The following is a 21,918-nucleotide window of genomic DNA, read 5'->3' as shown; positions in this document are numbered from 1 at the left end:
TTCCAATCACCATGCCGCTTCCGCTACGTTCCACCCTGGCCGTGCTGGCGTTTTCAGCCGCCAGCGCCGCCACCACCGGTACTCATGCCGCCGAATTCGGCGATGCCTCGGTGCGCTCGTTCAGCGGCCAGCCGCTGTCGGCCGACATCGAACTGACCGACCTGACGGCGCAGGAACTGGCCGACCTGCAGGTGCGCCTCGCCCGGCCGGATGTGTTCCGGGGCGCCAATGTAAAGATGAGTCCGGCACTGGCCGACGCCGGCATCTCGATCGTACGGCGCGACAACCGCCGCGTGCTGCACGTGACGACCAGCGCGCCGGTGCAGGGGGACGTGCTGCACCTGTATTTCCAGCTGATTTCGGGTGGCAAGGAACGGGTGCGCAGTGTGTCGCTGTGGCTGTCGCCGGATCCGAACCCGGCACCGAAGCCGGCGCCTGCCGCCCCAGCCACGCTGGCCGCCACGCCGGCACCTGTCGAACGCGACAGCAAGACCGCCGCTCGCCGCGCTGGTCACGAGCGCCCCGTGGCGCTGGTGGCCATGGTTTCGCCCGGCAAGGAAGCCACCGCGGGGGAACGGGAACTGCTCGGCGCGGTTGAACGCGCATTCGGCGCGCACGGCGGCAAGGTGGAAGAACGCCAGCCGGCCAAGGCCGTGCCGGCCAAACAGGACAGCCACAAGCCTGAACACAAGGATGTGCGCAAGGAAGCGCTGAAATACGCATCGACTGCCGACGATTTCAAGCGCGGCGCCAAGCCGGCCAGGCTGGCGGTGGCGGAGCGCAAGGTGGCGCAGGAGCCAGCCCACGAACCGGCACCTGAACCGGCAAGCGAGCCTGCGCCGGAGAAGAAGGCGCCGCAGCGCTCGTTCCTGCCATCGAAGGCCGAACTGGCCGAGGCGGCACGGGCGACGCGCGCCAGTGTGGAGGGCGCCAAGGCAACCGCCGCGCCGGCCGCGCCGGAAAAATCCGCGAAAGCCGTGGAATCCGTCGCGCAGGCCGGGCCAGCCGTCGGCCAGCCCGATATGGCCATGTTGAACAAGCTGTCCGAACTGGAAGGCAAGCTGAAAACCTTGCAAGCGCAACTGGGGATCACCAGCGAAGCGGGCGCCGCCCGTGCCGCGGTGCCGGTGACGGGCAAGCCGGCCATGGCGCCCGAGGCACCGAAGCCCGCGGACCCGGCCCCTGCGGCGGCGAGGACACCGGACGTTGCCACCGTTGCCGCGGCGGCCGCCGCGCAGCCGGCCCCTGCCGCGAAGGCCGATGTGGCACCGCCGGCGCAACCGGCGCAACCGGAGGAAGCGGGCGCAGGCGTTGCCGCAGGACTTGCCGCAGCCGGCGCTGCCGTCCCGGCTGCCCCCGTCGAGGAAGCAAAGGCCGCACCGGAGGAAAAGAAACCCGAGGAAAAGAAAGAAGCCGCGCCGCCGCCGCCGGAACCCAGGAAGGAAATCAAGATTTCCCGTCCCAAGCTGCTGATGTTCCTGTTTGCCGGCTTCCTCGTGCTGGTGGGGATCTTCGGCGTGACCGTGCACGTCGTCCGCAAGAAAAAGATGCGGCGCAGCCCGATCGTGCGGCAAAGCTGGAGCCGCGACGAGGACGATGCGCCAGTGCGCATCGAGCCGGCCATCGCGCCGGCAGCGCCGCCAGAGAGCAAGGTGGCCTGACCGGGGAGGGCGCGCGGCCTTTCCCAACAAAAAAGCGCCCCGCAGGGCGCTTTTTTGTTGGGAGACCATAGACCGATAACTCAGCCGTTCAGGCGGCCCATCCATGGTTCGGTCACGTCGCGGATCGCGCGGTCGTTGGCCATGATCTGCTTCAGCAGGTCGATCTTGCGCTGGCGGGCATTGCCTTCGAGCTTGGCGACGCCGCCGAGAGAGGGTACCGACTGCACGGCGCATTGGGTTTCCAGGCGCCCCAAGGTTTCCCAGTCGCTGGCTTGCGCAGCCATGGCCATCTTGCTGGTCAGTCCGGCAATATTTTCATACATCGAGAGAACGTCGGTGGAAGTCATGGCGCGCCTTGTAGATCGTAACGGATTGCTGCTTGTCATGATTTACGTCAGGCGCGCGGCGAACTTTAGGCTTTTTGAAAAAAAATTTGAAAATAGTTTTTGGCATTGTCACTTCATCATCTCATCGAGCCCCGCCGCCAGTTCGTCGGGCGAAGGCATCTCGTCGATGACGGTGTCGGCATCGAGGCCCAGTACCTCGGCGACATCCTGGGGAAAGTCTTCGGCCGGGTGGGCTTCCTCCAGCGCGCGAACGCGCCAGGCGGCCACGTGGACGATGGCCGCCAGCCGGTCCACGGCCTCGCGCTCCAGCGGCGCGGGAAACGCCGCGATGGCATCCGAGAACACGGCGGGAAACTGCCAGCGCCGCGCCAGTTCGGCGCCCACGTCGGCATGGGTGAAGCCCAGCGCTTCCCGCTCCACGGCGAGGCGGCGCCCGTCGAGCGGCGGCGCGATGGCGTCCAGCGCCACGGCCTTGTCGGGCATGCCCGCATGGATCACCAGCTGGCCGATCGCATGCATCATGCCGATCGTGAAGGCCAGCTCCTGGTTGTCGCGGGTCTTTTTCGCCAGCCACTTCGCGGACGCGGCCGTGCGCATGCTGTAGCGCCAGAAATCGCCCAGGTCGAGCCCGGTGACCGACTTGAAACCGTTGACGAGTCCGGAGCTGATGACCAGCGTGCGCACGGCAACAAAGCCCAGCATCAGCACCGCATCCTCGACGGTGGCGATGCTGCGCGACAGGTTGTAATAGGCGGAGTTCGCCAAGCGCAGCAGCTTCGCGCTCAACACCGGGTCGAGCGACACCTTGCGGGCGATCTCCTCGGTGGATACGGATGCCTTGTCGAAGCTGGCCACCAGTTCCTGGACGACCTTCGGCGCCGTGGGCAGCGCGGTGGGCTGGTCGAACAAATCTTCCAATGTCATCGTGCGTCCTCCGCAATTATTTCCGTAAGTGAACTATAGCCTTGTCGGTGGCCCGGCAAAAGCACTATCTCGCCCATCCGTGTGCCTGCCCGACTTCGGCAGGCTATCCGCGATTGCCGCAGTCTGTCGCACAACGCTCGTCACGGCAGGGATGCGGGACTACAGTGGAGACTGGCGTACCACGCCACAATTTCTTCAACATCGACAAAACAAGGGACTTTATGGAAGCACTCCGAGTATTGCGCCGTCCACCGCGGGCGAGCACCCTCGCCGTGGCGCTGAGCATGGCGCTGGCATGGACGAACGCCGGTGCGCAGGAACCGGCGCCGTCGGCAGCCCGGCAGCAAGCTGCCGCGGCCGTGCCGCCGGGCGACGCGCCGGGCGATGATTTCTACCTGTTTGCAAACGGCCACTGGCTGGCGGCCACCGAGATCCCCGCAGACCGCGGCAGCTGGAGCGCCGCCAACGCGGTGGTCGACGAAACGAACGGGCGCATCCTGCAATTGATCGAGGCGGCAGGCCACCCGGGGGCATCGGCCGATGCGAAAAAGGTGGCCGCGTACTATGGCGCGATCATGGACGAAGCCGGCATCGAAGCGCGCGGCATCGCCCCGCTCAAGCCGATGCTCGACAAGATCGCCGCGATCCGCGACAAGGCCGGCCTCGTGCAGGCGTTGGGTGCCGGCCTGCGTGCCGACGTCGATCCGCTGAACGCCACCGATTTCAGTACCGAGAACCTGTTCGGCGTGTGGGTCGCCCAGGGCTTCACCGATCCCGACCATTACATGCCCTACCTGCTGCAGGGCGGCCTCGGCATGCCTGACCGGGCGTTCTACCTGGACGAGAACGAGCGGATGGGCCGGCTGCGCACGGCTTACCAGGCCCATATCGCCGCCATGCTCAAGCTCGCCGGCTTCACCGAGCCGGAAGCGCGCGCCGCCCGCGTGTTCGAACTGGAACGCAAGCTGGCGCAATCGCATGGCTTGCGAGAGGAATCGTCCGATGTCAGGAAAGCCAACAACGTGTGGACCGACAAGGACTTTGCCGCCAAGGCCCCCGGCCTCGACTGGAAGGCATTCTTCCAGAGCGCCGGCCTGGGCAAGCAAAGGAAATTCATTGTCTATCACCCCACCGCGATTACCGGTGCCGCGGCCCTCGTGGCCGAGATGCCGATACAGACATGGCAGGACTGGCTCGCGTTCCACACCATCAACCAGTACAGCGGCACGCTGCCGAAGGCATTCGTCGACCAGCGTTTCGATTTCTATGGCCGTACGCTGAGCGGCACGCCGCAACTGTCGGCGCGCTGGAAGCGGGGCCTGGCGTCCCTGAACGAAGCCATGCCGGAAGCGGTGGGCAAGATGTACGTCGATAAACACTTCCCGCCGGCGGCCAAGGTGAAGGTGCAGAAGATGGTGGCGAACATCGTCGACGCCTTCCACCAGCGCATCGACCGGCTCGACTGGATGGCCCCGGCAACGAAACGGGAAGCGCAGGCCAAACTGAAGGTGCTGTACGTGGGCGTGGGCTATCCGGAAAAATGGACGTCATATGGCGGCCTCCAGGTCAAGGCGGACGATGCGTTCGGCAACGCCTGGCGCGCCAATGCCTATCGCTACCGGCAGCAGCTGGCCAAGCTGGGCAGCAAGGTCGATCCGAAGGAATGGTCGATGCCGCCGCAGCTCGTCAATGCCGTCAACATGCCCATGCAGAATGCGCTGAACTTCCCGGCCGCGATCCTGCAGCCGCCGTTCTTCGATCCGAACGGCAGCGATGCCGTGAACTATGGCGCCATCGGTTCCGTGATCGGCCACGAGATCAGCCACAGCTTCGACAATATCGGTGCCGAGTTCGATTCGAAAGGCCGACTGCGTGACTGGTGGACAAAGGATGACCGCGAGCATTTCGCCAAGGCGGCGCAGGCACTCGTGGCGCAATACTCGAGCTATGAAGCGTTTCCGGACCTGAAGCTCAACGGCCAGCTCACGCTGGCGGAAAACCTGGCCGACCTGGCCGGCCTGGCCGCGGCGCTGGATGCCTACCATGCTTCGCAGGGCGGCAAGGCCGGTGTGGAAACGGATCGCCAGTTCTTCCTCGGCTATGCGCAGGCCTGGCGCACGAAGCCCCGCGAAGCATCGCTGCGCAACCAGGTCACCACCGACGAGCACGCGCCGGCGCAGTGGCGCACCTACACGGTGCGCAACCTGGACAACTGGTACAAGGCATTCGATGTGCAGCCCGGGCAGAAACTGTACCTGCCGCCTGAGGCACGCGTGCGAGTGTGGTAACGGCCTTTTGAAGCTTAGTCGAAACTTAAACCCGACCGCAGGTAGCTGATTCTTTTTGCAATGTTAGGGAACGTACGGAGGGGAACAGTTCCTGATCGTATGATTTCCCTAACCACACGCCCTACAGCGTGTGATCCAAAGGCAGCGGCCCATCGTGGACCGCCAGCCGCAACGCATAGAGGAGCTCGATCATGAACAGCGATCAAATCAAAGGCAAGGCGAAAGAAGTCGGCGGCAAAATTCAGGAAGAGGCCGGCGAACTGGTCGGCAGCTCGAAGCAGCAGGCCAAGGGCCTGAAAAACCAGGCTGAAGGCAAGATCCAGAAAAAAGTGGGCGACGCCCGCGAAGCCGTCGAAGACGCGATGGACGACGATGTCACCATCAACCGTGGCAATCGCCAGGGTCTGTAATCCCCCGGCCCGGTGCCGACAATGAAACAGCCGCCCGAGGGCGGCTGTTTTGCTTTACGGTGTTACTTCAAAACCGGTTCTACTGCACCGTTTCCGGCTTCAGGTGCTTGCGGAAGAACGCCTCGATGATCGTCTGCACGTGCTTCTTCTGCTTGCGGTCCGAGACGCCGTGCTTGGCGCCCGGATAGGTCATCAGCTCGAATTGCACGCCGCGGTTGACGAGCGCGTCGACCATTTTCGTGGTGTTGGTGAACAGCACGTTGTCGTCCGCCATGCCGTGGATCAGCAGCAGGTTCGACTTCAGCCCGTCCACGTGGGCGAACACGGTGCTGTCGGCGTAGCCGGCCTTGTTTTCGGACGGCTTGTCCATGAAGCGTTCCGTGTAGTGCGTGTCGTACAGCGCCCAGTCGGTCACGGGCGCGCCGGATACGCCGGCGGCGATCTTGTCCGAACCCTGGGACAGCAGGCGCAGGGCCATGAAACCGCCGTAGCTCCAGCCATACACGCCGATGCGCTGCGGGTCGACGAAGCTCTGCTTGCCGAGGAAGTCGATGCCGGCCAGCTGGTCTTCCACTTCGACCTTGCCCAGGTTGCGGTAGATCGCATCCGTGAAGGCGCGCTCGCGGCGGCCCGAGCCGCGGTTATCGAGGCGGAACACCACATAGCCCTGCTGCGCCATGAACATGTCGAACGGATCGCCCCATTTGCGCGACACGTATTGCGGGCCCGGGCCGCCGTAGGTGGACAGGTAGACCGGGTACTTCTTCGCCGGATCGAAGCGGTAGGGCTTGATCATCGACCAGTACAGCGTCTGCCCGTCGCTGGCCTGCATGGTGCCGTATTCCACGGGCAGGTGATCCGACTTGTACTGGTAGTACGGGTGCGATGCATTGACCTCGTTCTTTTCCAGCCACGTGAGGATCGCGCCGTCCGGCTTGCGAATCGAGACCTGCGGCGGGTTCGCCGGGTCGGACCACGTGTCGACGAACAGCTGGCCATTGCGCGCGAACGTGGTGTCGTGCCAGCCGTCGGTCTGCGTCACGCGCTTCGGCTTGTCCGCATCGCGGCCATCGAGCGACACGGCGTAGGTCTGCTTGTCGATGATCGCATCCTTGTTGGACGAGAAATACACCTTGCCCGCGCCTTCGTCGACGGCCAGCAGGTTGTCGATGCCCCATTCGCCCCTGGTCAATGCGTGCCTGACGTTGCCGTCCATGTCGAACAGGTACAGGTGGTTGCGGCCGGTGCGGTGCGACGACCAGATGAAGCCTTTTCCTCCGGAGAGGAAGCGCAGGTCGTCGTTGATGTCGGTCCACGTTTTCGCCGTTTCGGTGACGAGTACCTTCTGCTGCAGCGTGCCCGTGTCGACGGCGATCAGTTCGAGCTTCTTCTGGTCGCGCGCCTGGCGCTGGAACAGCAGTTTTTTACTGTCGGCCGAGAAGTCTGCGCGCACCAGGTAGATATCCTTTTCCGGGCCGAGGTCCACTTCCTTCGTGGCGCCGGTGACCGGATCGACGATGCGCAGTTCCACGATCGCATTCTTGTCGCCGGCGGCCGGGTAGCGCTGCTCGATCACGTCGGTGCGGTCGGCATAGATCTCGAAGCGGCGCGCCACCGGCACCTGGGCTTCGTCGTAGCGGCGGTAGGCGATCGCGGAGTCGTCCGGCGCCCAGTAGTAGCCCGTGTACTGGTGCATTTCCTCCTGCGCCACGAACTCGGCTTCGCCATTGTGCAGCGTGCCCTTGCCATCGGTCGTCAGGGCCTTTTCCTTGCCGGTGGCCAGGTCGATCACATACAGGTTCTGGTCGCGCACGAACGACACGTACTTGCCCTTCGGCGAGATCTTCGGATCGGTCACATTGCCCGAGGCGACCAGGCGCGCCGCATCGGGCTTCGCCACGTCGATCAGGTACAGGTTGCCGGCGATCGGCACCAGCAGGCGCTTGCCGTCCGGCGACCAGCTGTAGTTGATGATGCCTTTCAGGGCCGCGGTGCGCTCGCGCTCGCGGCGCGCCTTTTCGGCATCCGACAGGTTTTCCTCGGCCACCAGCACCTTCGAATCGACGAGGCGGCGCGTCGACTTGTCCTTCAGGTTGAACTCCCACAGGTCCATCTGGAACTGGTTGTCCGGGCGGCCGCGCAGGAACGTCACGCGGGCGCCGTCCGGCGAGACCTTCAGCGCGCGCACGCCGTTGCCGGCCAGCGCGGGATCGCTGTGCAGGCGGTCGAGGGTCAGGCGGTCGGCGGATGCCGTGCCGGCGGCCAGCAGGGCCAGGATACTGAGAGCGGTGCGCATTGGAGTCCCGAAATGAACGATTTGTTATAGAAAGGAAATCGCAAAACGATACCAGACTCAGCTACGGCTGGCGAGGCGCGAAAGTTCGGAATACTGCACCGGGTGCCGATTTTCGTTTGGTGCATCGCGCATACCTCAAATTGTCGCAAGCGCCCTCTGGCGCGACAGCCGTTGCAGGTACACGATGAGCAGCACGGCCGCCACGGTCAGGCCCAGCACGAGGCCGATCCAGAAGCCGGTGGCCGACATCGGTTCGCCCGGCGCGAACGGCACCCACTGTGGCGCCAGCCCGAGTACGCAGCCGACCGGCAGCGCCACGCCCCAGAAGGCGATCAGCTGGATCACCATGGGCCCGCGCGTGACCTTGTAGCCGCGGATCGCGCACGATGCCGCCACCTGCGCGGCATCGGACAACTGGAACAGCGCCGCGAACAGCAGCAGGTGGGCGCACATTTCCTGCACCGCCACGTCCGACGTATAGGCGGCGGCGATCTGGTGGCGGAAGATGGCGATGAACAGGGCCGACAGCACGGCGAAACCGGTGGACATCCACAACCCGACGAACGAGGCGAAGCGGGCGCGCTGCGGATTGCCTTCGCCCAGCGCCTGGCCCACGCGGGCGATCATGCCGATGCCGAACGACAGCGGTACCATGAACGTGAGCGATGCGAAGTTCAGGGCGATCTGGTGCGCCGATACCGTGACCACGCCGAAGCGCGCCACCAGCAGGCTGACGGCGCCGAACACACTGACCTCGGCGAAGTAGGTGACACCGATCGGCACGCCCAGGCGCAGCATGTTCCACACTTCGGGCCAGTGCGGCCATTCCCACTTGTCGAACGGGTACGACGCCTTGTAGGCGGGCGCGATGCGGATCCACAGCACGATCGCCAGCAGGTCGAGCCACACCACGGTGCCGGTAGCCACCGCGCAGCCTAGCGCGCCCATCTTCGGGAAGCCGAGGTTGCCGAACACCAGTACCCAGTTGACGGCGATGTTGACGAGCAGGCCGATGATCGCGATGACCATCACGGGCTTGGTCTGGTTGATGCTGGCGCTGTAGCCATACAGCGTGCGGTAGGCCGCGAACGGCAGCAAGCCGATGCTGACGATGTGCACGAACATCGAGGCGCGCGCGTTGACCTCGGGGTCGAGTTGCAGATGATCGAACAGCAGCGTGGCGAGGTTGGCGGCAAGCGCCGCCACGATGCCCACGCCCACCGCCTTCCACAGCGACTGCCGCACCGAGTGCGCAATCAGGTCGAACCTGCCTGCGCCCACCTGGTGCGCGACCACCGTGTTCACGGCCATCATCGTGCCGTTGACCGTGACGAGGATGATCGACCACACGGAAGCGCCGAGCGACACGGCGGCCAGTTCGGCGGCGCTGGTATGGCCGGTCATCGCCACGTCCGCCACGCCCATGCCCACCGTGGCCAGTTGCCCGATCAGTACGGGCCAGGCCAGTTGCCACAATGCCGAGGCTTCTTTGCGGATGTTGGACAGCGTGAATGTGTAGGGCATCGATGGCGTTTCGAGTAGGGAGAACTTGCGATTCTACCCACAGATGGGAGGTGCGTGCACTGTACTGGTGCGGGAGCGGATACGGCGTGGTTTTGTTGTAAGCTTTCAGGCAGCAGTGAACCCGGGAAGTTGTCCGATTCGGAGAGCGATATCGTGGAGTACAAGGATTATTATGCGGTGCTGGGCGTACCGAAGACGGCGGGCGCCGACGACATCAAGGCCGCCTACCGCAAGCTGGTGCGCAAGTACCACCCGGACGTCAGCAAGGAAGCCGACGCCGACGCGAAGACCAAGGAGCTGAACGAAGCCTATGGCGTGCTTGGCGACGCGGAGAAGCGCGCGGCGTACGATGAACTGGGCAGCGCGCGCTACCGGCAACCCGAGGACGGCGGCTTCCGCCCGCCGCCCGACTGGGGCTCCGGCTTCGAATCCGATGGCGGCGCTGCCGACAACGATTTTTTCCAGGACCTGTTCGCCCACGTGGGGGGCCGCCGGCGCGGTTTCCAGATGCGTGGCGACGACAGCCACGCCGTCATCGAGATCGCGCTGCAGGATGCCTACCAGGGCGCCAGCCGCACCATCGGCCTGCGCGTGCCCGAGGCGGACGACCATGGCCGCGTGATCACGCGCCAGCGCACCCTGGACGTGACGATCCCGAAAGGCGTAACGGAGGGCCAGCAACTGCGCCTGGCCGGGCAGGGCCAGCCGGGCAGCGGTGGCGGCGCCGCCGGCGACCTGTACCTGGAGATCCGCTTCGCCGAGGAGCGCCGCTACCGCGTGGAAGGGCGCGACGTGTTCCAGACCGTGCCGGTGGCCCCGTGGGAAGCCGCGCTGGGCGCCGGCATCGAGGTGGGCACGCCGTCCGGCCGCGTGTCGGTCACGGTGCCGGCCAATTCGCAAGGCGGGCGCAAGCTGCGGCTGAAGGGCAAGGGGATTCCCGGCACCGCCGCCGCGCCGGCCGGCGACCTGTACCTGCTGCTGGAGATCGCGCTGCCGCCGGCCGACACGGCGCAGGCAAAGGCGCTGTATGAACGGATGGCCCGCGAGTTCAACTTCGAACCGCGGCGCGGCTTGTGAGGAGGAAGGGCGATGGCAAGCGAACAACCGATCCGCGCCGTGCCGCTCGACGAGACGGCATTGACGCTCGATGAACTGGCGCAAGCCTGCGCCGTGGAACCAGGCTGGATCGTGCACCGCGTGCGCACCGGCATCCTGCTGGGCGGTACCGCAGCGGCACCCGAAGCGTGGCGCTTCACCAGCGTCGACCTCGTGCGCGCCCGCAGCCTGCTGCGCATCGAACGCGATTTCGACGCGAACGAGGAAGTGGCGGCGCTGGTGGTGGATCTGACGGAGGAAGTAAGGCGGCTGCAGCGCAGGCTGCGCGCTGCCGGGCTGGCATAGAGCCCGGTGATTGGCATCGGGTTCGGTAAAGCCCCCCGCTTGGCGATTATTCGATGCCGCCAGCGGCGTCGGCGGTCTGGTGTCGGACACCGGCTTTTCGGTGTCGGACACCGGTGTTCACATGAGGTGCCGATTCTCTGAGCCGAAAACCGGTGTCGGACAACTTTCCCGGATGAGGCGCCCGGAAAAAATGTCCGACACCAGGCAAAGTTAATCGGTGCCGGTCACGGGTTTGTGGCCAGCGGCGTTGGCGGTCTGGTGTCGGACACCGGCTTTTCGGTGTCGGACACCGGTTTTCATATGAGGTGCCGATTTTCTGAGCCGAAAACCGGTGTCGGACACTTTTTCCGGATGAGGCGCCCGGAAAAAATGTCCGACACCAGGCAAAGTTAATCGGTGCCGGTCACGGGTTTGTCAGGGGTTTGTTTTAGCGCTGGTCTTCCGAGCCACCACCGCGCGAGCCGCCGCCGCCGGACTGCTTGGTGCCGATGTCATCGATGTCGTGCCCCGGTTCGCCTGGCGAGCCCTGCATGCCGAGCTGGCGGTCGGACTGTTCGTTGTCGCTGCGGTTGTTCGGCACGGACTGGTTTTTCCACGTGCCCGATTGCGCGTTGCCCGCCTTGTCCGATTGCTGGCTGTTGCCGCGGCTGCCCATGCCCACGCGCTCGCCGCCCATCGCATCGGCCGGCAGCGCGTCGAGGCTGTCGCGGTCGGCCGACTGGCTGCCGCCGCTGCCCTGCGTCGTTTGCCCGATCAGGTTGTCGCCGGATTGCTGGTTGCCCTTGCTGGAGCCCTGCATCTCCACATTGTTGCCGCCCATGCCGCCGCGGCCCGTCTGGCCGCTTTGCGCGCCCACGTCGTGCAAATCGCCGCCCCGTTCGCCCCCCATGCCGCCCGAGTGCTGGCCACCGTGGCCGCCGCCGGAGCCGGCACGCGGAGTGGACTGCTCCATCTGCTGCGATTGACCGCTGCCCGGGCCGCCTTGCTGCTGCTGTTCCTTCATTTGCGACAGGCCGTTCTGGCCGGGGCCGCCCTTGCTGTTCGCCGATTGCTGGTTGCCGGGACCGCCTTGCAGCTTGTCGGCCATGCCGCCCGAACCGCCCGGGCTGCTCGACTGCTGGTTACCGAGCTGCTGGCTGCCGCCGGTGCCGCGCTGGGCCGTGCCGGCGCCGGGCGCCGAACCGTCGTCGCGCCCCTTGCTGTGCTGCGACGCCTGGCTGCCGCCATGGGCCACCTGCTGCTCGCTGCGGCCGTCGCCGACCTCGCCCGACGTGGCGCCCGATTGCTGGGCGCCATAGCTGTCGCGGTTCGATTCCTGCGGGTCGAGCTGCGTGCGCGGATCGTTGCGTACGCCTCCCTGGCCGCCGGGTGAGCCGCCCAGATAGTCGGATTGCCCTTGCGAGTGGCCCTGCGCGCTTTGCTGGCTCTGCCCGCCCTGGTTGATGCCCTGACCGCTCTCGCCGCCTTGCGTGCCCGATGGGGTGCCGCTGATACCGTCCTGTGCGCCGCTGCCGCCGATCGATTGCTGTGTCATGTCCGTTCCTCCCGAGTTGCCGATGGGGCCGCTTTGCTTGCTCGCCCCCGGATTGATGTTGGGTGCCCTGTTGACTTGCGTGGTGTCGTTTGCCGGCTCGCCCGCGGCGTGGTTACCGCTCTGCGTGAAAGTGCCCGCGTCCTGCGTATTGGTGAGTTGGTCCTTTTCCCTGGTCATGTGCGATCTCCTCTTGAAGTCGTGATCGGAACCGGCTCGTGGCCCGGTCCCGGCAGAGGTTTATCGTAGGACGGCGCGCGTGGCATGGGTGTCAGCGCACACGCCGCGCCCATGTAGGAAGTCGAAGGCGCGGCTGTCCTGGATTGTTGTTCAGTAGGCGCCGTGCGGCAGCGTATAGTCCAGCTCGAGGAACTGTTCCTTCAGCCAGCCGCCGGCGGGGCCCAGCTGGTCGTCCGCGCGGTGGATGACGAACAGCGGATACTGCAACGCATCGCCATCCTGCACGCGCAGGCGCACGAGGCGGCCATTGGCCAGGTCCTCGGCGATCATGGCTTCCGGCATGCTGCCCCAGCCAAGGCCGCCCCGCAGCAGCGCATGCTTGGAGTGCAGGTCGGCCAGGCGCCAGTCGCGCAGGCCGCGCACGCCGAAGTCCTGGCCCGATGTCAGAGGGCTGCGGTCCGTCACCACCAGTTGCAGGTGCTCGCGCAGCGTGGCCGCAGGTATCACGCCGTCGATCGCCGCCAGCGGGTGGCCCGGGGCGCACACGGGCATCATCGTCACATGGCCGGCCAGCTGGCGCTCGATATTGTCAGGCAGGTGTACCGGCATGCCGCTGATGCCCAGCTGGCAGCGGCCATCCAGCACCATCTGGGCGACGCCGCCCAGCGCTTCCGTGTGCAGCCGCAGCGCGACGGTCGGGTACTCGCGCTGGAACGATTCCAGCAGCATGACAAGGCGGCACATCGGGAACATCACGTCGACCACCAGGCATACCTCCGCCTCCAGGCCGGCACCGAGCGCCCTGGCGCGGGCGCGCATGCCATCGACCCTGGCCGAGACCGCGCGGGCGTCGGCCAGCAGCGCCTTGCCCGCTTCCGTGAGCGTGACCTTGCGCCGGCCGCGGTCGAGGAGGGCGATGTTCAGCTGTTCCTCGAGATTGGCGATCGTGTAGCTGATGACGGATTGCGTGCGGTGCAGTGCCCGTGCCGCGTGCGCGAAACCGCCATGGTCGATGACGGCGATGAACACGCGCAACTGGTCGAGCGAGGGGAGGCCAGGTTCTCTCATATCCAGAAAATCGATTGTATTGATTGAAATAAAGGGGATTTCATCGATATTAATGCCGTTCTATGATGGCTGCAATCAATCACTTATCGAGGAGTTCATCATGGCAAACGTCCTGTACATCAACAGCAGCGTGCGGTCTTCCGGTTCGCTGTCGCGGCAACTGTCCGCCGAGTTCATCGCCAAATGGAAAGCGAACCATCCCGCCGACACGGTGGTCGAGCGCGACCTGGCGGCCAATCCCGTGCCGCACCTGACCGAGGAAATGCTGGGCGCGTTCTTCACGCCGCCCGAGGCGCGCAACGCGGAGCAGGCGTTCACGGTAAAACTGTCGGACAAGCTGGTGGACGAAGTGCTGGCCGCCGACGTGATCGTGATCGGCGCGCCGATGTACAACTTCTCCGTGCCGTCCGGCCTGAAGGCCTACATCGACCACATCGCCCGTGCCGGCCGCACATTCAAGTACACGGAAACGGGCCCCGTCGGCCTGGCCGGCGGCAAGAAGGTGTATGTGTTCACGGCCAGCGGCGGCGTCTACAGCGCAGGCCCCGCGGCCGGCTACGACTTCCTGGCCACCTACCTGCGCGCCGTGCTGGGCTTCCTCGGTATCACCGACATCAGCTTCATCCAGGCCGAAGGCGTGGCGCTGGGCGAGCAGGCACTGGCCGACACGCTGGCGAAAAGCCGGCAGTCGATCGACGAACTGGCCGCCGCATAAGGCTTCCCTGCTGCTCAGCCCGTGTTGTCGGCCTATAGGCCGACTGCCAGGCACCGGGACACGGGCTGAGCAGCAGTCTCCGCACGCGTTTGGTAGGTTTTCATGCCAGCCGGTATGATGGGGTTTGCTGCCCCACGGAGCCTATCAATGAAAGACCGACTGCACCTGCTTGTCATCGACCCCCAGAACGACTTCTGCGACCTGCCCGCCGAATCCCTGCCGATCGACGCGGCCACCGGCCGGGCGCGCATGCCCGCGCTGCCGGTGCCGGGCGCCCATGCGGACATGCTGCGCCTGGCGCAACTGATCGAGCGGGGTCGTGAAGGCATCGCGGCGATCACCGTCACGCTCGATTCTCACCACCGCTACCACGTGGCGCATCCCACGTTCTGGCTGGCCGGCGACGGCGGCCCGGTAACGCCATTCACCGAAATCACCGCAGCCGACGTGCGTGCCAGCCGCTTCCTGCCGCGCGATCCGCGTGCCAGGGAGCGCGCGCTGGCCTACCTCGACGCGCTGGAAACGGCCGGCCGCTACCGGCTGATGGTGTGGCCGGTGCACTGCGAGATCGGCACCTGGGGCCATAACGTGCACGACGCCGTGCGCACCGCCTACAACCGCTGGGAAGACGCGGCGCTGGGTGTGGTGGCGAAGGTGGCCAAGGGCTCGAACCCGTGGACCGAGCACTATTCGGCCGTGATGGCCGAGGTGCCCGATGCGGGCGAACCGGACACGCAGGAAAACCGCAAGCTGCTCGACAGCCTGAAGGATTCGGACCGCGTGTACATCGCCGGCGAAGCGGGCAGCCACTGCGTGAAATCCACGGTGGAACATATCGCCGAGCGCTTCGGCGCCGATGCATCGAAGCTCGTGCTGATCACCGATTGCATGAGCCCCGTGCAAGGTTTCGAGGCGCAACAGGCGGCGTTCTTCGAACGCATGCGCGCGGCGGGCGTCGGCTTTGCCCAGGCATCCGACGTGGTGCAGGAACTGCTCGTGAACGCGGGGCGCTGAATGACCGACACTACCGACAAGACCGACATGACCGACATGACCGACAACACGGGCGGCGACTTCAGGCCCGTCGTCCGCAGCCTGCTTGAAACCGACCTGTACAAATTTTCGATGTGGCAGGCGCTGCTGCACTGGCACCCGGGTGCGCAGGCCGAATACGAGTTCAAGTGCCGCAACCAGCCCGCTTATCCGCTCACGGACCTGCAGGAGGAAATCGAGCGCCAGCTCGACCACCTGTGCACGCTGACATTCCGCGAGGAAGAGCTCGAATACCTGCGCTCGCTCCGCTACATCAAGAGCGACTTCGTCGACTTCCTGACCGTGTTCCGCTTCCAGCGCAAGTTCATCACGGTGGAGGCGAACGGCGACGAACTGCTGATCCATGCGCGTGGCCCGCAGGTACACGTAATGGGCTTCGAGATCTTCGTGCTGTACATCGTCAACGAGCTGTACTTCCGGCGCTTCGACCAGGAATCGGCCCTGGCCGAAGGGCGCCGGCGCCTCGATGCGAAGATCGCCGCGCTGAAGGCATTCGGCCAGGAGCCGATGCAGCGCAATCCGTTTGAGTTCTTCGATTTCGGCGTGCGCCGCCGCTTCTCGAGCGCCTGGCACGACGAAGTGGTGGGCCGGCTGGCGACCGAGGTGCCGGAATTCTTCAAGGGCACGTCCAACGTGTACCTGGCGATGCGCTACAAGATCCACCCGCTCGGCACGATGGCGCATGAGTACATGCAGTCGTTCCAGGCCTTCGGCGTGCGCCTGCGCGATTTCCAGAAAGCGGCGCTGGAGGATTGGGTGCAGGAATTCCGCGGCGACCTGGGCACGGCGCTGACGGACGTGGTGGGCATGGATGCATTCCTGCGCGACTTCGACCTGTATTTCGCCAAGCTGTTCGACGGCCTGCGCCACGATTCGGGCGACCCGGTCGAGTGGGGCGAAAAGGCGATCGCGCACTATGCGCGTCTGCGCATCGACGCGAACACGAAGCGGCTGGTGTTTTCCGACGGCCTGGATCTGGACAAGGCCATCTTCCTGTACCGCCATTTCGCCGACCGCATCATGACCGGCTTCGGCATCGGCACGTGGCTCACGAACGACCTGGGCGTCAAACCCTTGAACATCGTGATGAAGCTGGTGCGCTGCAACGGCCAGTCGGTGGCGAAGCTGTCGGATTCGCCGGGCAAGACCATGAGCAAGGACGAGACCTTCCTCGCCTACCTGCGGCAGGTGTTCGAACACCCTGCCGCATGATCGGATGATGAAGAGGGCCGGGGCTCAGGCCTCGGCGCCGCCGTAGCGCAGCATGATGGTGGTGGCCTGCTCGCGCTGGTCGCTGGAGTCGACGTCCACGGTCAGCAGCGCTGCCGGGCGCTGCACCGGATGATCGGTATTGTCCGCATCGTCCGGTGTCAGCGATTCCATGATGTTGTCGACGGCCTGCGTGGCGGTGTCGGCGGCACGCGTGTCGTGCAGGTTCAGTTGCACGGCCGAGCCCTGGAAGCCGGCGTCGAGCAGCGCGGCGCGGGCGGCCTCGGCATCCTCGACCGTCTTGAAGTTGCGGTGAATCGTGTCTGGCATGGCAGTTCCTGTAGGGGTTGACGTGCCGTCATTGTGCTGCAAAAACAACAAGGGCGGCGCGCCGGTGCCCTGTCAGAAGCCCTGCACCACCGTCTCCGTATGCTCCACCTTCGGCGGCTCGGCGAAATAGCCGCCGACGAGGCCGCGCCAGGCCGTGAAGTCTTCGCTGCCGCGGAAGTCCACCGTGTGGTGCTCCAGCGTTTCCCAGCCGATCACGAGGCGGTAGGTTTCGGGGCGCTCGATGGTGCGGTCGATGCGCATCGATACGCAACCCTTGGCGCGTCGGAACAGGGGCACGGCTTCGCGCACGGCGGCTTCGAAGGCATCGCGGGTGCCAGGCTTGATCGTGAGTTCGGCGATTTCGTGGATCATGAAAGGTCTCCTGATGAGTAATCCAGGCATTGTGCCTCAACCACGCGCGGAAAGCAGGGCGGTATTGGCTACCGATAGGCTCTTGCTGCGTTTGTGGCGCGACGACGATGTGGCACCGTTCGTGGCGCTCAATGCCGACCCGGCGGTCACGCAATTCCTGCCCGGGCCCGCGACGCCGGAGCAGGCCGGGCGACTGTTCGCGGCGCAGAACGCGATGTACGCGCAACATGGCTGCTGCTACTTCGCCGCCGAGCTGCGGGAGACCGGCGAACTGGCCGGTTTCGTGGGATTGAAGTACCAGGATTTCGCGACAGCATTCGCGCCGTGCCATGAAGTTGGCTGGCGGCTGGCGTCGCAATATTGGGGGAAGGGGCTGGCCAGCGAAGGCGCACGCGCGGCGCTCCGTTTCGGGTTTGAACAGCTAGGCCTGGAAGAGATCGTGTCGTTCACGGTAGCGGACAACCTGCGTTCGCGCCGCGTGATGGAACGGCTGGGAATGGTGCGCGATGCCGATGGGGATTTCGCGCACCCTGCATTACCGGCTGGGCATCCGTTGTCGCGGCACGTGCTGTACCGGCTGCCGCGGGGTGCATTTACCGGGCTTTAAGGATCAGCCCTGCCGGTTGTCGTCGCTCGACTGCTGGTTGCCGGCCGAGCCTTGCAGGCCGGTCGGATCGGAGGGCCGGCCGCCGCCGGACAGGCTTTGCTCATGGTCCTCGTCACGCGCCTGCTGGCGGTTGCCGCTGCCGCGCTGGGTGCCCAGATCGCTGGTGCCGTCGCTGACGAAACCTTCTCCGTCCTGGTCCGCTTCCGAGCCGTCGGACAGCAGGTCATCCGTGCGGGTGTCGGACTGCTGGTTGCCGGTCCATGGGGTGTTGGCGGCTTCGTCGTAGCCTTCATCCGTGCCCGTGCGACCGGTACCGCCCGTGCCCATCGTTGCCGCGCTGCTCGTGCCGTCATGGGTTTTCTGGTCGTAGGTACGGCCGGGTTTGTCCTGATCTTGCATGATGGTCTCCTTGTCGGTTGAGTGACGACCATCGTAGGCGCCAGCCTTGCACTGCGGAATAGGCGCGCGAGAGAAGAGGGTGTAGGAGGACAGGCAATATGCAAAACGGCGGAGTCGCGACTCCGCCGTTTTATCACTACAGCATCAGCCTTGCGCGGCCTTGCGGCGCGCCGTGAAGCCCACGGCGGCCAGGCCCAGGCCCAGCATCAGCCAGGTCGATGGTTCCGGCACGGCGGCGACCGGGTTGTTGAAGACCGGGCCCGGCGTGATGTTGCCCGGGCCGCCGATCGTAAACGAGTAGGCGCCGTATTCCGAATCGTTGAAGCCGGTCACGACGAACGTGTATTGCTCACCGGCCGTCAGCCCCCAGCGCAGGCCCGATGTATTGGGCGACAGCAGGTCGTCACTGAACCGCACGCGGTTTTCGTTCGGCTTCGACGCGTCGAAGCCGCCTTCGTACAGGATGACCATGCTGTCGAAACGGGCGGCAAGAAGGATTTTGTACGTGCCGTCCTCGTCGACATGGAAATCGAATGCCTGGTAAGGCACCGAGGTGCCGGCGGCGTCGAAGGCGGCGTCGACATCCCACGTGGGCGCGCCGGTCGAGTCACCGACATGGCTGAAGAATTCCGCGTTGGCGGTGCTCGTTACCCCTGCAAACAGTGCGCATGCCGCCAGCGCGGTACGGAACAGTTTCGTGATGTTCATGGCGTTTCCCTGGAATGTAGTGGTTGGTTGTGACGTTGCATCAGCGGGCAGCTTTGCGGCGTGCCGTGTAGCCGACGGCGGCAAGGCCCAGGCCCAGCATCAGCCACGTGGACGGTTCCGGCACCGAGGAAATAACGACGCTGCCCGGGCCGCCGATCGTCAGGCTGTACTTGCCGAATTCGTCGTCCGCAATACCGGACAGCAACAAGGTGTACTTCACGGTCGGCACCAGGAAGGAAACAAAGCCGGACGTGTCGAAGCCGGAATCGTCCGGCGTAAAGATATCGTTGTTAAGGGCGATCAGGTTTGCCGTGGGAGCGGCAGGATCGAAGCTGTCTGCATAGAGGAAGATAGCGCTATCAAACTCGGCGATTTCAAGGAACTGGTAGGTGCCTGCCTGCGTCACCTCGAACGTCAGCTGATTGTAGGGAACGGCATTGCCGGCATCGATGTAGATCGCGCCTACGTCCAGGGTGGGGCTTCCGGTCGTGTCGCCGCGTTCGATATGGAAATCGGCCTTTGCAGTACTCATGAGTCCGGCGAACAGCGCGGTGACGGCAAACGCTGTACGGAAAAGCTTGGTGAAATTCATCGCTATGGTTCCTTGTGAGAATAATGAACGTGAAAACCGGCACTGTTATCGATGTGCCAGCCATGACCCGGCAAACAGCTCCCGAAGAGATAACTCGACAGGCCGGATCAGTATTGCATGTGAGTTTTCTTTATGGTGCAATGCCCTGAGGTTTATTTAAGAATTAGGTTATGAATATTTATTAGTGGAATCTTAAAATGATTTATGGCTATGTTCTGTAGAGTGGAATGCCTGCATTCCGCGAAAATAGTATTCGTTCGGCTGGTGTTGGTTTCATGCGACATGGATAATCCACGTATCAGTCATTCAGGCAATAAGCCGATTGGACAATAAAAAAGCGGAGAATGTCTCCGCTTTTGATGATGATGTCATCCCCCGAAAGGGGAGTGGTTTAATGCAGGCGTCGCCGACGTTGCGTATAGCCCACCGCAGCAACGCCCAGCGCAAGCATCATCCATGTGGCAGGCTCTGGAACGGCCGAGATCATCCCCGGTCCGGCAATCGTCACGCTGTACGCACCGAATTGTTCGCTGTCGAATCCGGTCATGACGAATACATAGGTCATGCCAGTATTCAGTGTTGCCTCGAATCCGGAGGTATTGAGGCTGATTGCATCGTCATTGCCGGCAAGACCGTTGATAAAGGGCGCTGTCGCGTCGAACGAGCCTTCATACAGGAAGGCAAAGGTATCGAACCCCAATCCCGTTGCCACGAATGAATAGTCGCCATCCATATCGACGGTGATTTCATGCGTTCGATAAGAAACGCCTTCGCCATTTGGGGAGTAATCCGAGAAGTCGGCAAAGGTTCGGTTATATGCCGGGCCGCCGGTGGTATCTCCGGTCAGCGTGACGATGTCGGCATGCGCCGCCTGGGTCAAACCAATGAAGAGGACGCTCGTTGCAAGGGCTGCACGGAACAGTTTCTGGATATTCATGGTGTTCGCTTTCTCAAAAGAATTTCGATGAAGGAACCTGTGAATAAGGCGACAGGAAGATCAGTATGCGACTGTTTTCTTGCATGTCGATCGTTTTCCTTGAGGGTTTTTCAAGATTTTCATGCGAGTTATTCTTGGGGGAACTGCAGGTTGCAAGGGGGTATGGCTGCTGCTGGGAGAGCGTGGCGGGATGGTGTGGATGAGAGGTTTTGGGGATGTGGGGTGGATGCGACGATGCTGTTGCTACTTGGGTTGCATGGACCTGCATGCTTATGTCTGCAAGCTATGCCCGGCAATTGACTTGGTGCGCCAGCAAGCCCGCCGGGCGGTAGCGGCATCGCGAAGCGATGTCGAGAATGGGCGAATCGAAGAGACGTGCGCTTGCAAGCGCACGTCTCTTTGGCGGCGCCGAGCAGTGCTCGGCGCAACCCCGCCAAAGCCCATAGCCTCCCGCTTGCAAGCGGGAGTCGCTTCACGGGCAGGCCGCATGCGGCCTGAATTCCCCGTTCCGCCGTCCGTGAACGGACGCAGATGAGATTCCCGTCGTCGGAACCACAAGAACAAAAGAAAAGGCCCCTAGCGAGCTAGGGGCCTTTTCTTTTGTTCGGTGGTGGAGACGGTGGCTATCGAACTTACAAATAATAATATTTATAATCAATAACTTGCATGTGCATTGTGATAAAATTTAAAGCTAATACCTCCAGTGATACCCCGCTCAGCGGTAGATAGCATTGGACTGCATCAGATGTTACAACCGGCGACGCGTAGTGGTGCAAATGCAACACTTTGTCATTGAGTAGCGAGAACATTGGCGGGAAGACTGTAGCTGCTGAGCCCTCTCAGTCATACGTTCCTTGCCAAACTTTAGTTTCCAGGAGAACATAGCAGTTTGCAAACTTGCTGAGCTCCATCATGCCGCCTGAGGTTGAAAATATTACGGTTGTGAAGAACATTGTCGTCCATAGGCTTCTAAAGTGTTCGTTTGCTTGATGGATTGACCCGCTCAGTTTGACCCTCCCTCCACACCCGCGCGAACGCTGCAACCCTGTCGTAAGAACCCTCAAATCCCAATTCCTTCAGGTCCTCATGGATCTGCTTTAGCGTACGCCGCTGCTTTCTAGATCGTGCTGCCTCGGTCTTGAGCATGGCTGAAAGTTGAATCGAGTATTTGTCGATTGCGCTGCGCGAGCGCCGCTCGGTGTAGGCCGGCTCGGTGATTTCCTCGCGCAGGTAGCGCCGGACAGTGTTTCTTGAGATGCCTAAGCGTCTGGCGATCTCTCTAAGGGGGACCTGGTCACGAATGTGCCAGCGTCGAATAATGCCTAGTAGTGCCACGTCGATCACTCCGGTTCCCCACTCAACTTGT

The 21,918-nt window shown here is 63.9% G+C and carries 21 protein-coding genes and 1 pseudogene; 9 read left to right on the top strand and 13 right to left on the bottom strand.

Features of this window, described 5'->3' with window-relative positions:
* Positions 1–11: 11 nt before the first annotated feature.
* The gene (locus tag ACY65G_RS26085; RefSeq protein ID WP_465000196.1) at positions 12–1,661 is read left to right on the top strand and encodes a type IV pilus assembly protein FimV; all 1,650 of its coding nucleotides are present in this window, start codon (positions 12–14) and stop codon (positions 1,659–1,661) included.
* An 80-nt stretch (positions 1,662–1,741) separates the two neighbouring features.
* Here the strand turns inward: ACY65G_RS26085 and ACY65G_RS26080 are convergent, their stop codons facing one another.
* Entirely contained in the window at positions 1,742–2,008 is a 267-nt protein-coding gene (locus ACY65G_RS26080; protein WP_465000195.1) for a flagellar protein FliT, read from the bottom strand.
* A gap of 108 nt (positions 2,009–2,116) precedes the next feature.
* The gene (locus ACY65G_RS26075; RefSeq protein WP_465000194.1) at positions 2,117–2,932 is read right to left on the bottom strand and encodes an HDOD domain-containing protein; all 816 of its coding nucleotides are present in this window, start codon (positions 2,930–2,932) and stop codon (positions 2,117–2,119) included.
* A 221-nt stretch (positions 2,933–3,153) separates the two neighbouring features.
* Here ACY65G_RS26075 and ACY65G_RS26070 point away from each other — a divergent pair, with 221 nt between their 5' ends.
* Together ACY65G_RS26070 and ACY65G_RS26065 are read left to right on the top strand one after the other, a co-directional pair.
* A complete protein-coding gene (locus ACY65G_RS26070) occupies positions 3,154–5,220 on the top strand; it encodes a M13 family metallopeptidase (protein WP_465000193.1) in 2,067 nt (688 codons plus the stop codon).
* Positions 5,221–5,411: 191 nt separating this feature from the next.
* Positions 5,412–5,630, top strand: a complete 219-nt coding sequence (locus ACY65G_RS26065; RefSeq protein WP_465000192.1) for a CsbD family protein — start codon at positions 5,412–5,414, stop codon at positions 5,628–5,630.
* A 79-nt stretch (positions 5,631–5,709) separates the two neighbouring features.
* Here the strand turns inward: ACY65G_RS26065 and ACY65G_RS26060 are convergent, their stop codons facing one another.
* Complete coding sequence (locus ACY65G_RS26060; RefSeq protein ID WP_465000191.1) at positions 5,710–7,926, bottom strand: S9 family peptidase; 2,217 nt, start codon at positions 7,924–7,926, stop codon at positions 5,710–5,712.
* Between the two features lie 135 nt (positions 7,927–8,061).
* Positions 8,062–9,450: an MATE family efflux transporter gene (locus ACY65G_RS26055; protein ID WP_465000190.1), complete on the bottom strand. Its 1,389-nt coding sequence runs from the start codon at positions 9,448–9,450 to the stop codon at positions 8,062–8,064.
* 153 nt (positions 9,451–9,603) lie between these two features.
* Between ACY65G_RS26055 and ACY65G_RS26050 the strand changes: the two genes are divergently transcribed.
* Together ACY65G_RS26050 and ACY65G_RS26045 are read left to right on the top strand one after the other, a co-directional pair.
* Positions 9,604–10,527, top strand: a complete 924-nt coding sequence (locus ACY65G_RS26050) for a DnaJ C-terminal domain-containing protein (protein WP_465000189.1) — start codon at positions 9,604–9,606, stop codon at positions 10,525–10,527.
* A gap of 12 nt (positions 10,528–10,539) precedes the next feature.
* Complete coding sequence (locus tag ACY65G_RS26045; RefSeq protein WP_465000188.1) at positions 10,540–10,851, top strand: chaperone modulator CbpM; 312 nt, start codon at positions 10,540–10,542, stop codon at positions 10,849–10,851.
* A gap of 427 nt (positions 10,852–11,278) precedes the next feature.
* On the opposite strand, the gene ACY65G_RS26040 is transcribed toward ACY65G_RS26045, so the two are convergent.
* A complete protein-coding gene (locus ACY65G_RS26040) occupies positions 11,279–12,562 on the bottom strand; it encodes a hypothetical protein (RefSeq protein WP_465000187.1) in 1,284 nt (427 codons plus the stop codon).
* Between the two features lie 150 nt (positions 12,563–12,712).
* Positions 12,713–13,630 carry a LysR family transcriptional regulator gene (locus ACY65G_RS26035; RefSeq protein ID WP_465000186.1) on the bottom strand — a complete coding sequence of 306 codons (918 nt, stop codon included), beginning with the start codon at positions 13,628–13,630 and terminating at the stop codon, positions 12,713–12,715.
* A 100-nt stretch (positions 13,631–13,730) separates the two neighbouring features.
* Here ACY65G_RS26035 and ACY65G_RS26030 point away from each other — a divergent pair, with 100 nt between their 5' ends.
* The 3 genes from ACY65G_RS26030 (at position 13,731) to pncB (ending at position 16,610) form a co-directional block, all read left to right on the top strand.
* Positions 13,731–14,345, top strand: coding sequence for an FMN-dependent NADH-azoreductase (locus ACY65G_RS26030; RefSeq protein WP_465000185.1), 615 nt, complete (start codon positions 13,731–13,733; stop codon positions 14,343–14,345).
* Between the two features lie 147 nt (positions 14,346–14,492).
* A complete protein-coding gene (locus ACY65G_RS26025) occupies positions 14,493–15,359 on the top strand; it encodes a cysteine hydrolase family protein (protein WP_465000184.1) in 867 nt (288 codons plus the stop codon).
* 36 nt (positions 15,360–15,395) lie between these two features.
* Positions 15,396–16,610, top strand: a complete 1,215-nt coding sequence (pncB, locus tag ACY65G_RS26020; RefSeq protein ID WP_465000312.1) for a nicotinate phosphoribosyltransferase — start codon at positions 15,396–15,398, stop codon at positions 16,608–16,610.
* Positions 16,611–16,634: 24 nt separating this feature from the next.
* On the opposite strand, the gene ACY65G_RS26015 is transcribed toward pncB, so the two are convergent.
* Together ACY65G_RS26015 and ACY65G_RS26010 are read right to left on the bottom strand one after the other, a co-directional pair.
* Complete coding sequence (locus ACY65G_RS26015; RefSeq protein WP_465000183.1) at positions 16,635–16,937, bottom strand: hypothetical protein; 303 nt, start codon at positions 16,935–16,937, stop codon at positions 16,635–16,637.
* A gap of 72 nt (positions 16,938–17,009) precedes the next feature.
* Entirely contained in the window at positions 17,010–17,309 is a 300-nt protein-coding gene (locus ACY65G_RS26010) for a putative quinol monooxygenase (protein ID WP_465000182.1), read from the bottom strand.
* On the opposite strand from ACY65G_RS26010, the gene ACY65G_RS26005 reads away from it, so the two are divergent.
* Complete coding sequence (locus ACY65G_RS26005; protein WP_465000181.1) at positions 17,308–17,916, top strand: GNAT family N-acetyltransferase; 609 nt, start codon at positions 17,308–17,310, stop codon at positions 17,914–17,916. The two genes, ACY65G_RS26010 and ACY65G_RS26005, sit on opposite strands and share 2 nt — an antisense overlap.
* A gap of 3 nt (positions 17,917–17,919) precedes the next feature.
* Here ACY65G_RS26005 and ACY65G_RS26000 read toward each other — a convergent pair whose 3' ends face one another.
* The 5 genes and pseudogenes from ACY65G_RS26000 to ACY65G_RS25980 form a co-directional block, all read right to left on the bottom strand.
* Positions 17,920–18,315: a hypothetical protein gene (locus ACY65G_RS26000; RefSeq protein WP_465000180.1), complete on the bottom strand. Its 396-nt coding sequence runs from the start codon at positions 18,313–18,315 to the stop codon at positions 17,920–17,922.
* Between the two features lie 144 nt (positions 18,316–18,459).
* Positions 18,460–19,023 carry a PEP-CTERM sorting domain-containing protein gene (locus ACY65G_RS25995; protein ID WP_465000179.1) on the bottom strand — a complete coding sequence of 188 codons (564 nt, stop codon included), beginning with the start codon at positions 19,021–19,023 and terminating at the stop codon, positions 18,460–18,462.
* A gap of 40 nt (positions 19,024–19,063) precedes the next feature.
* Complete coding sequence (locus ACY65G_RS25990) at positions 19,064–19,615, bottom strand: PEP-CTERM sorting domain-containing protein (RefSeq protein WP_465000178.1); 552 nt, start codon at positions 19,613–19,615, stop codon at positions 19,064–19,066.
* A 391-nt stretch (positions 19,616–20,006) separates the two neighbouring features.
* Positions 20,007–20,552 (bottom strand): PEP-CTERM sorting domain-containing protein, encoded by a 546-nt coding sequence (locus ACY65G_RS25985; protein ID WP_465000177.1) that lies wholly within the window; start codon positions 20,550–20,552, stop codon positions 20,007–20,009.
* Between the two features lie 1,002 nt (positions 20,553–21,554).
* A pseudogene (locus ACY65G_RS25980) lies at positions 21,555–21,896 on the bottom strand (helix-turn-helix domain-containing protein); the annotation flags it as partial.
* Positions 21,897–21,918 lie beyond the last annotated feature (22 nt).

The sequence above is a fragment of the Pseudoduganella sp. jia 12 genome, from assembly GCF_055502675.1.
The sequence above is the reverse complement of the archived record's forward strand: the minus strand, read 5'-3'. Positions and strand labels throughout refer to the sequence as shown.

Coding starts and splice junctions, on each gene's coding strand:
- ACY65G_RS26010 (WP_465000182.1), bottom strand. CDS start 17,309: ATGATCCACGAAATCGCCGAACTCACGATCAAGCCTGGCACCCGCGAT.
- ACY65G_RS26060 (WP_465000191.1), bottom strand. CDS start 7,926: ATGCGCACCGCTCTCAGTATCCTGGCCCTGCTGGCCGCCGGCACGGCA.
- ACY65G_RS25985 (WP_465000177.1), bottom strand. CDS start 20,552: ATGAATATCCAGAAACTGTTCCGTGCAGCCCTTGCAACGAGCGTCCTC.
- ACY65G_RS26040 (WP_465000187.1), bottom strand. CDS start 12,562: ATGACCAGGGAAAAGGACCAACTCACCAATACGCAGGACGCGGGCACT.
- ACY65G_RS26015 (WP_465000183.1), bottom strand. CDS start 16,937: ATGCCAGACACGATTCACCGCAACTTCAAGACGGTCGAGGATGCCGAG.
- pncB (WP_465000312.1), top strand. CDS start 15,396: ATGACCGACAACACGGGCGGCGACTTCAGGCCCGTCGTCCGCAGCCTG.
- ACY65G_RS26070 (WP_465000193.1), top strand. CDS start 3,154: ATGGAAGCACTCCGAGTATTGCGCCGTCCACCGCGGGCGAGCACCCTC.
- ACY65G_RS26030 (WP_465000185.1), top strand. CDS start 13,731: ATGGCAAACGTCCTGTACATCAACAGCAGCGTGCGGTCTTCCGGTTCG.
- ACY65G_RS26005 (WP_465000181.1), top strand. CDS start 17,308: ATGAAAGGTCTCCTGATGAGTAATCCAGGCATTGTGCCTCAACCACGC.
- ACY65G_RS26055 (WP_465000190.1), bottom strand. CDS start 9,450: ATGCCCTACACATTCACGCTGTCCAACATCCGCAAAGAAGCCTCGGCA.
- ACY65G_RS26065 (WP_465000192.1), top strand. CDS start 5,412: ATGAACAGCGATCAAATCAAAGGCAAGGCGAAAGAAGTCGGCGGCAAA.
- ACY65G_RS26075 (WP_465000194.1), bottom strand. CDS start 2,932: ATGACATTGGAAGATTTGTTCGACCAGCCCACCGCGCTGCCCACGGCG.
- ACY65G_RS25990 (WP_465000178.1), bottom strand. CDS start 19,615: ATGAATTTCACCAAGCTTTTCCGTACAGCGTTTGCCGTCACCGCGCTG.
- ACY65G_RS26035 (WP_465000186.1), bottom strand. CDS start 13,630: ATGAGAGAACCTGGCCTCCCCTCGCTCGACCAGTTGCGCGTGTTCATC.
- ACY65G_RS26085 (WP_465000196.1), top strand. CDS start 12: ATGCCGCTTCCGCTACGTTCCACCCTGGCCGTGCTGGCGTTTTCAGCC.
- ACY65G_RS26025 (WP_465000184.1), top strand. CDS start 14,493: ATGAAAGACCGACTGCACCTGCTTGTCATCGACCCCCAGAACGACTTC.
- ACY65G_RS26000 (WP_465000180.1), bottom strand. CDS start 18,315: ATGCAAGATCAGGACAAACCCGGCCGTACCTACGACCAGAAAACCCAT.
- ACY65G_RS26080 (WP_465000195.1), bottom strand. CDS start 2,008: ATGACTTCCACCGACGTTCTCTCGATGTATGAAAATATTGCCGGACTG.
- ACY65G_RS25995 (WP_465000179.1), bottom strand. CDS start 19,023: ATGAACATCACGAAACTGTTCCGTACCGCGCTGGCGGCATGCGCACTG.
- ACY65G_RS26045 (WP_465000188.1), top strand. CDS start 10,540: ATGGCAAGCGAACAACCGATCCGCGCCGTGCCGCTCGACGAGACGGCA.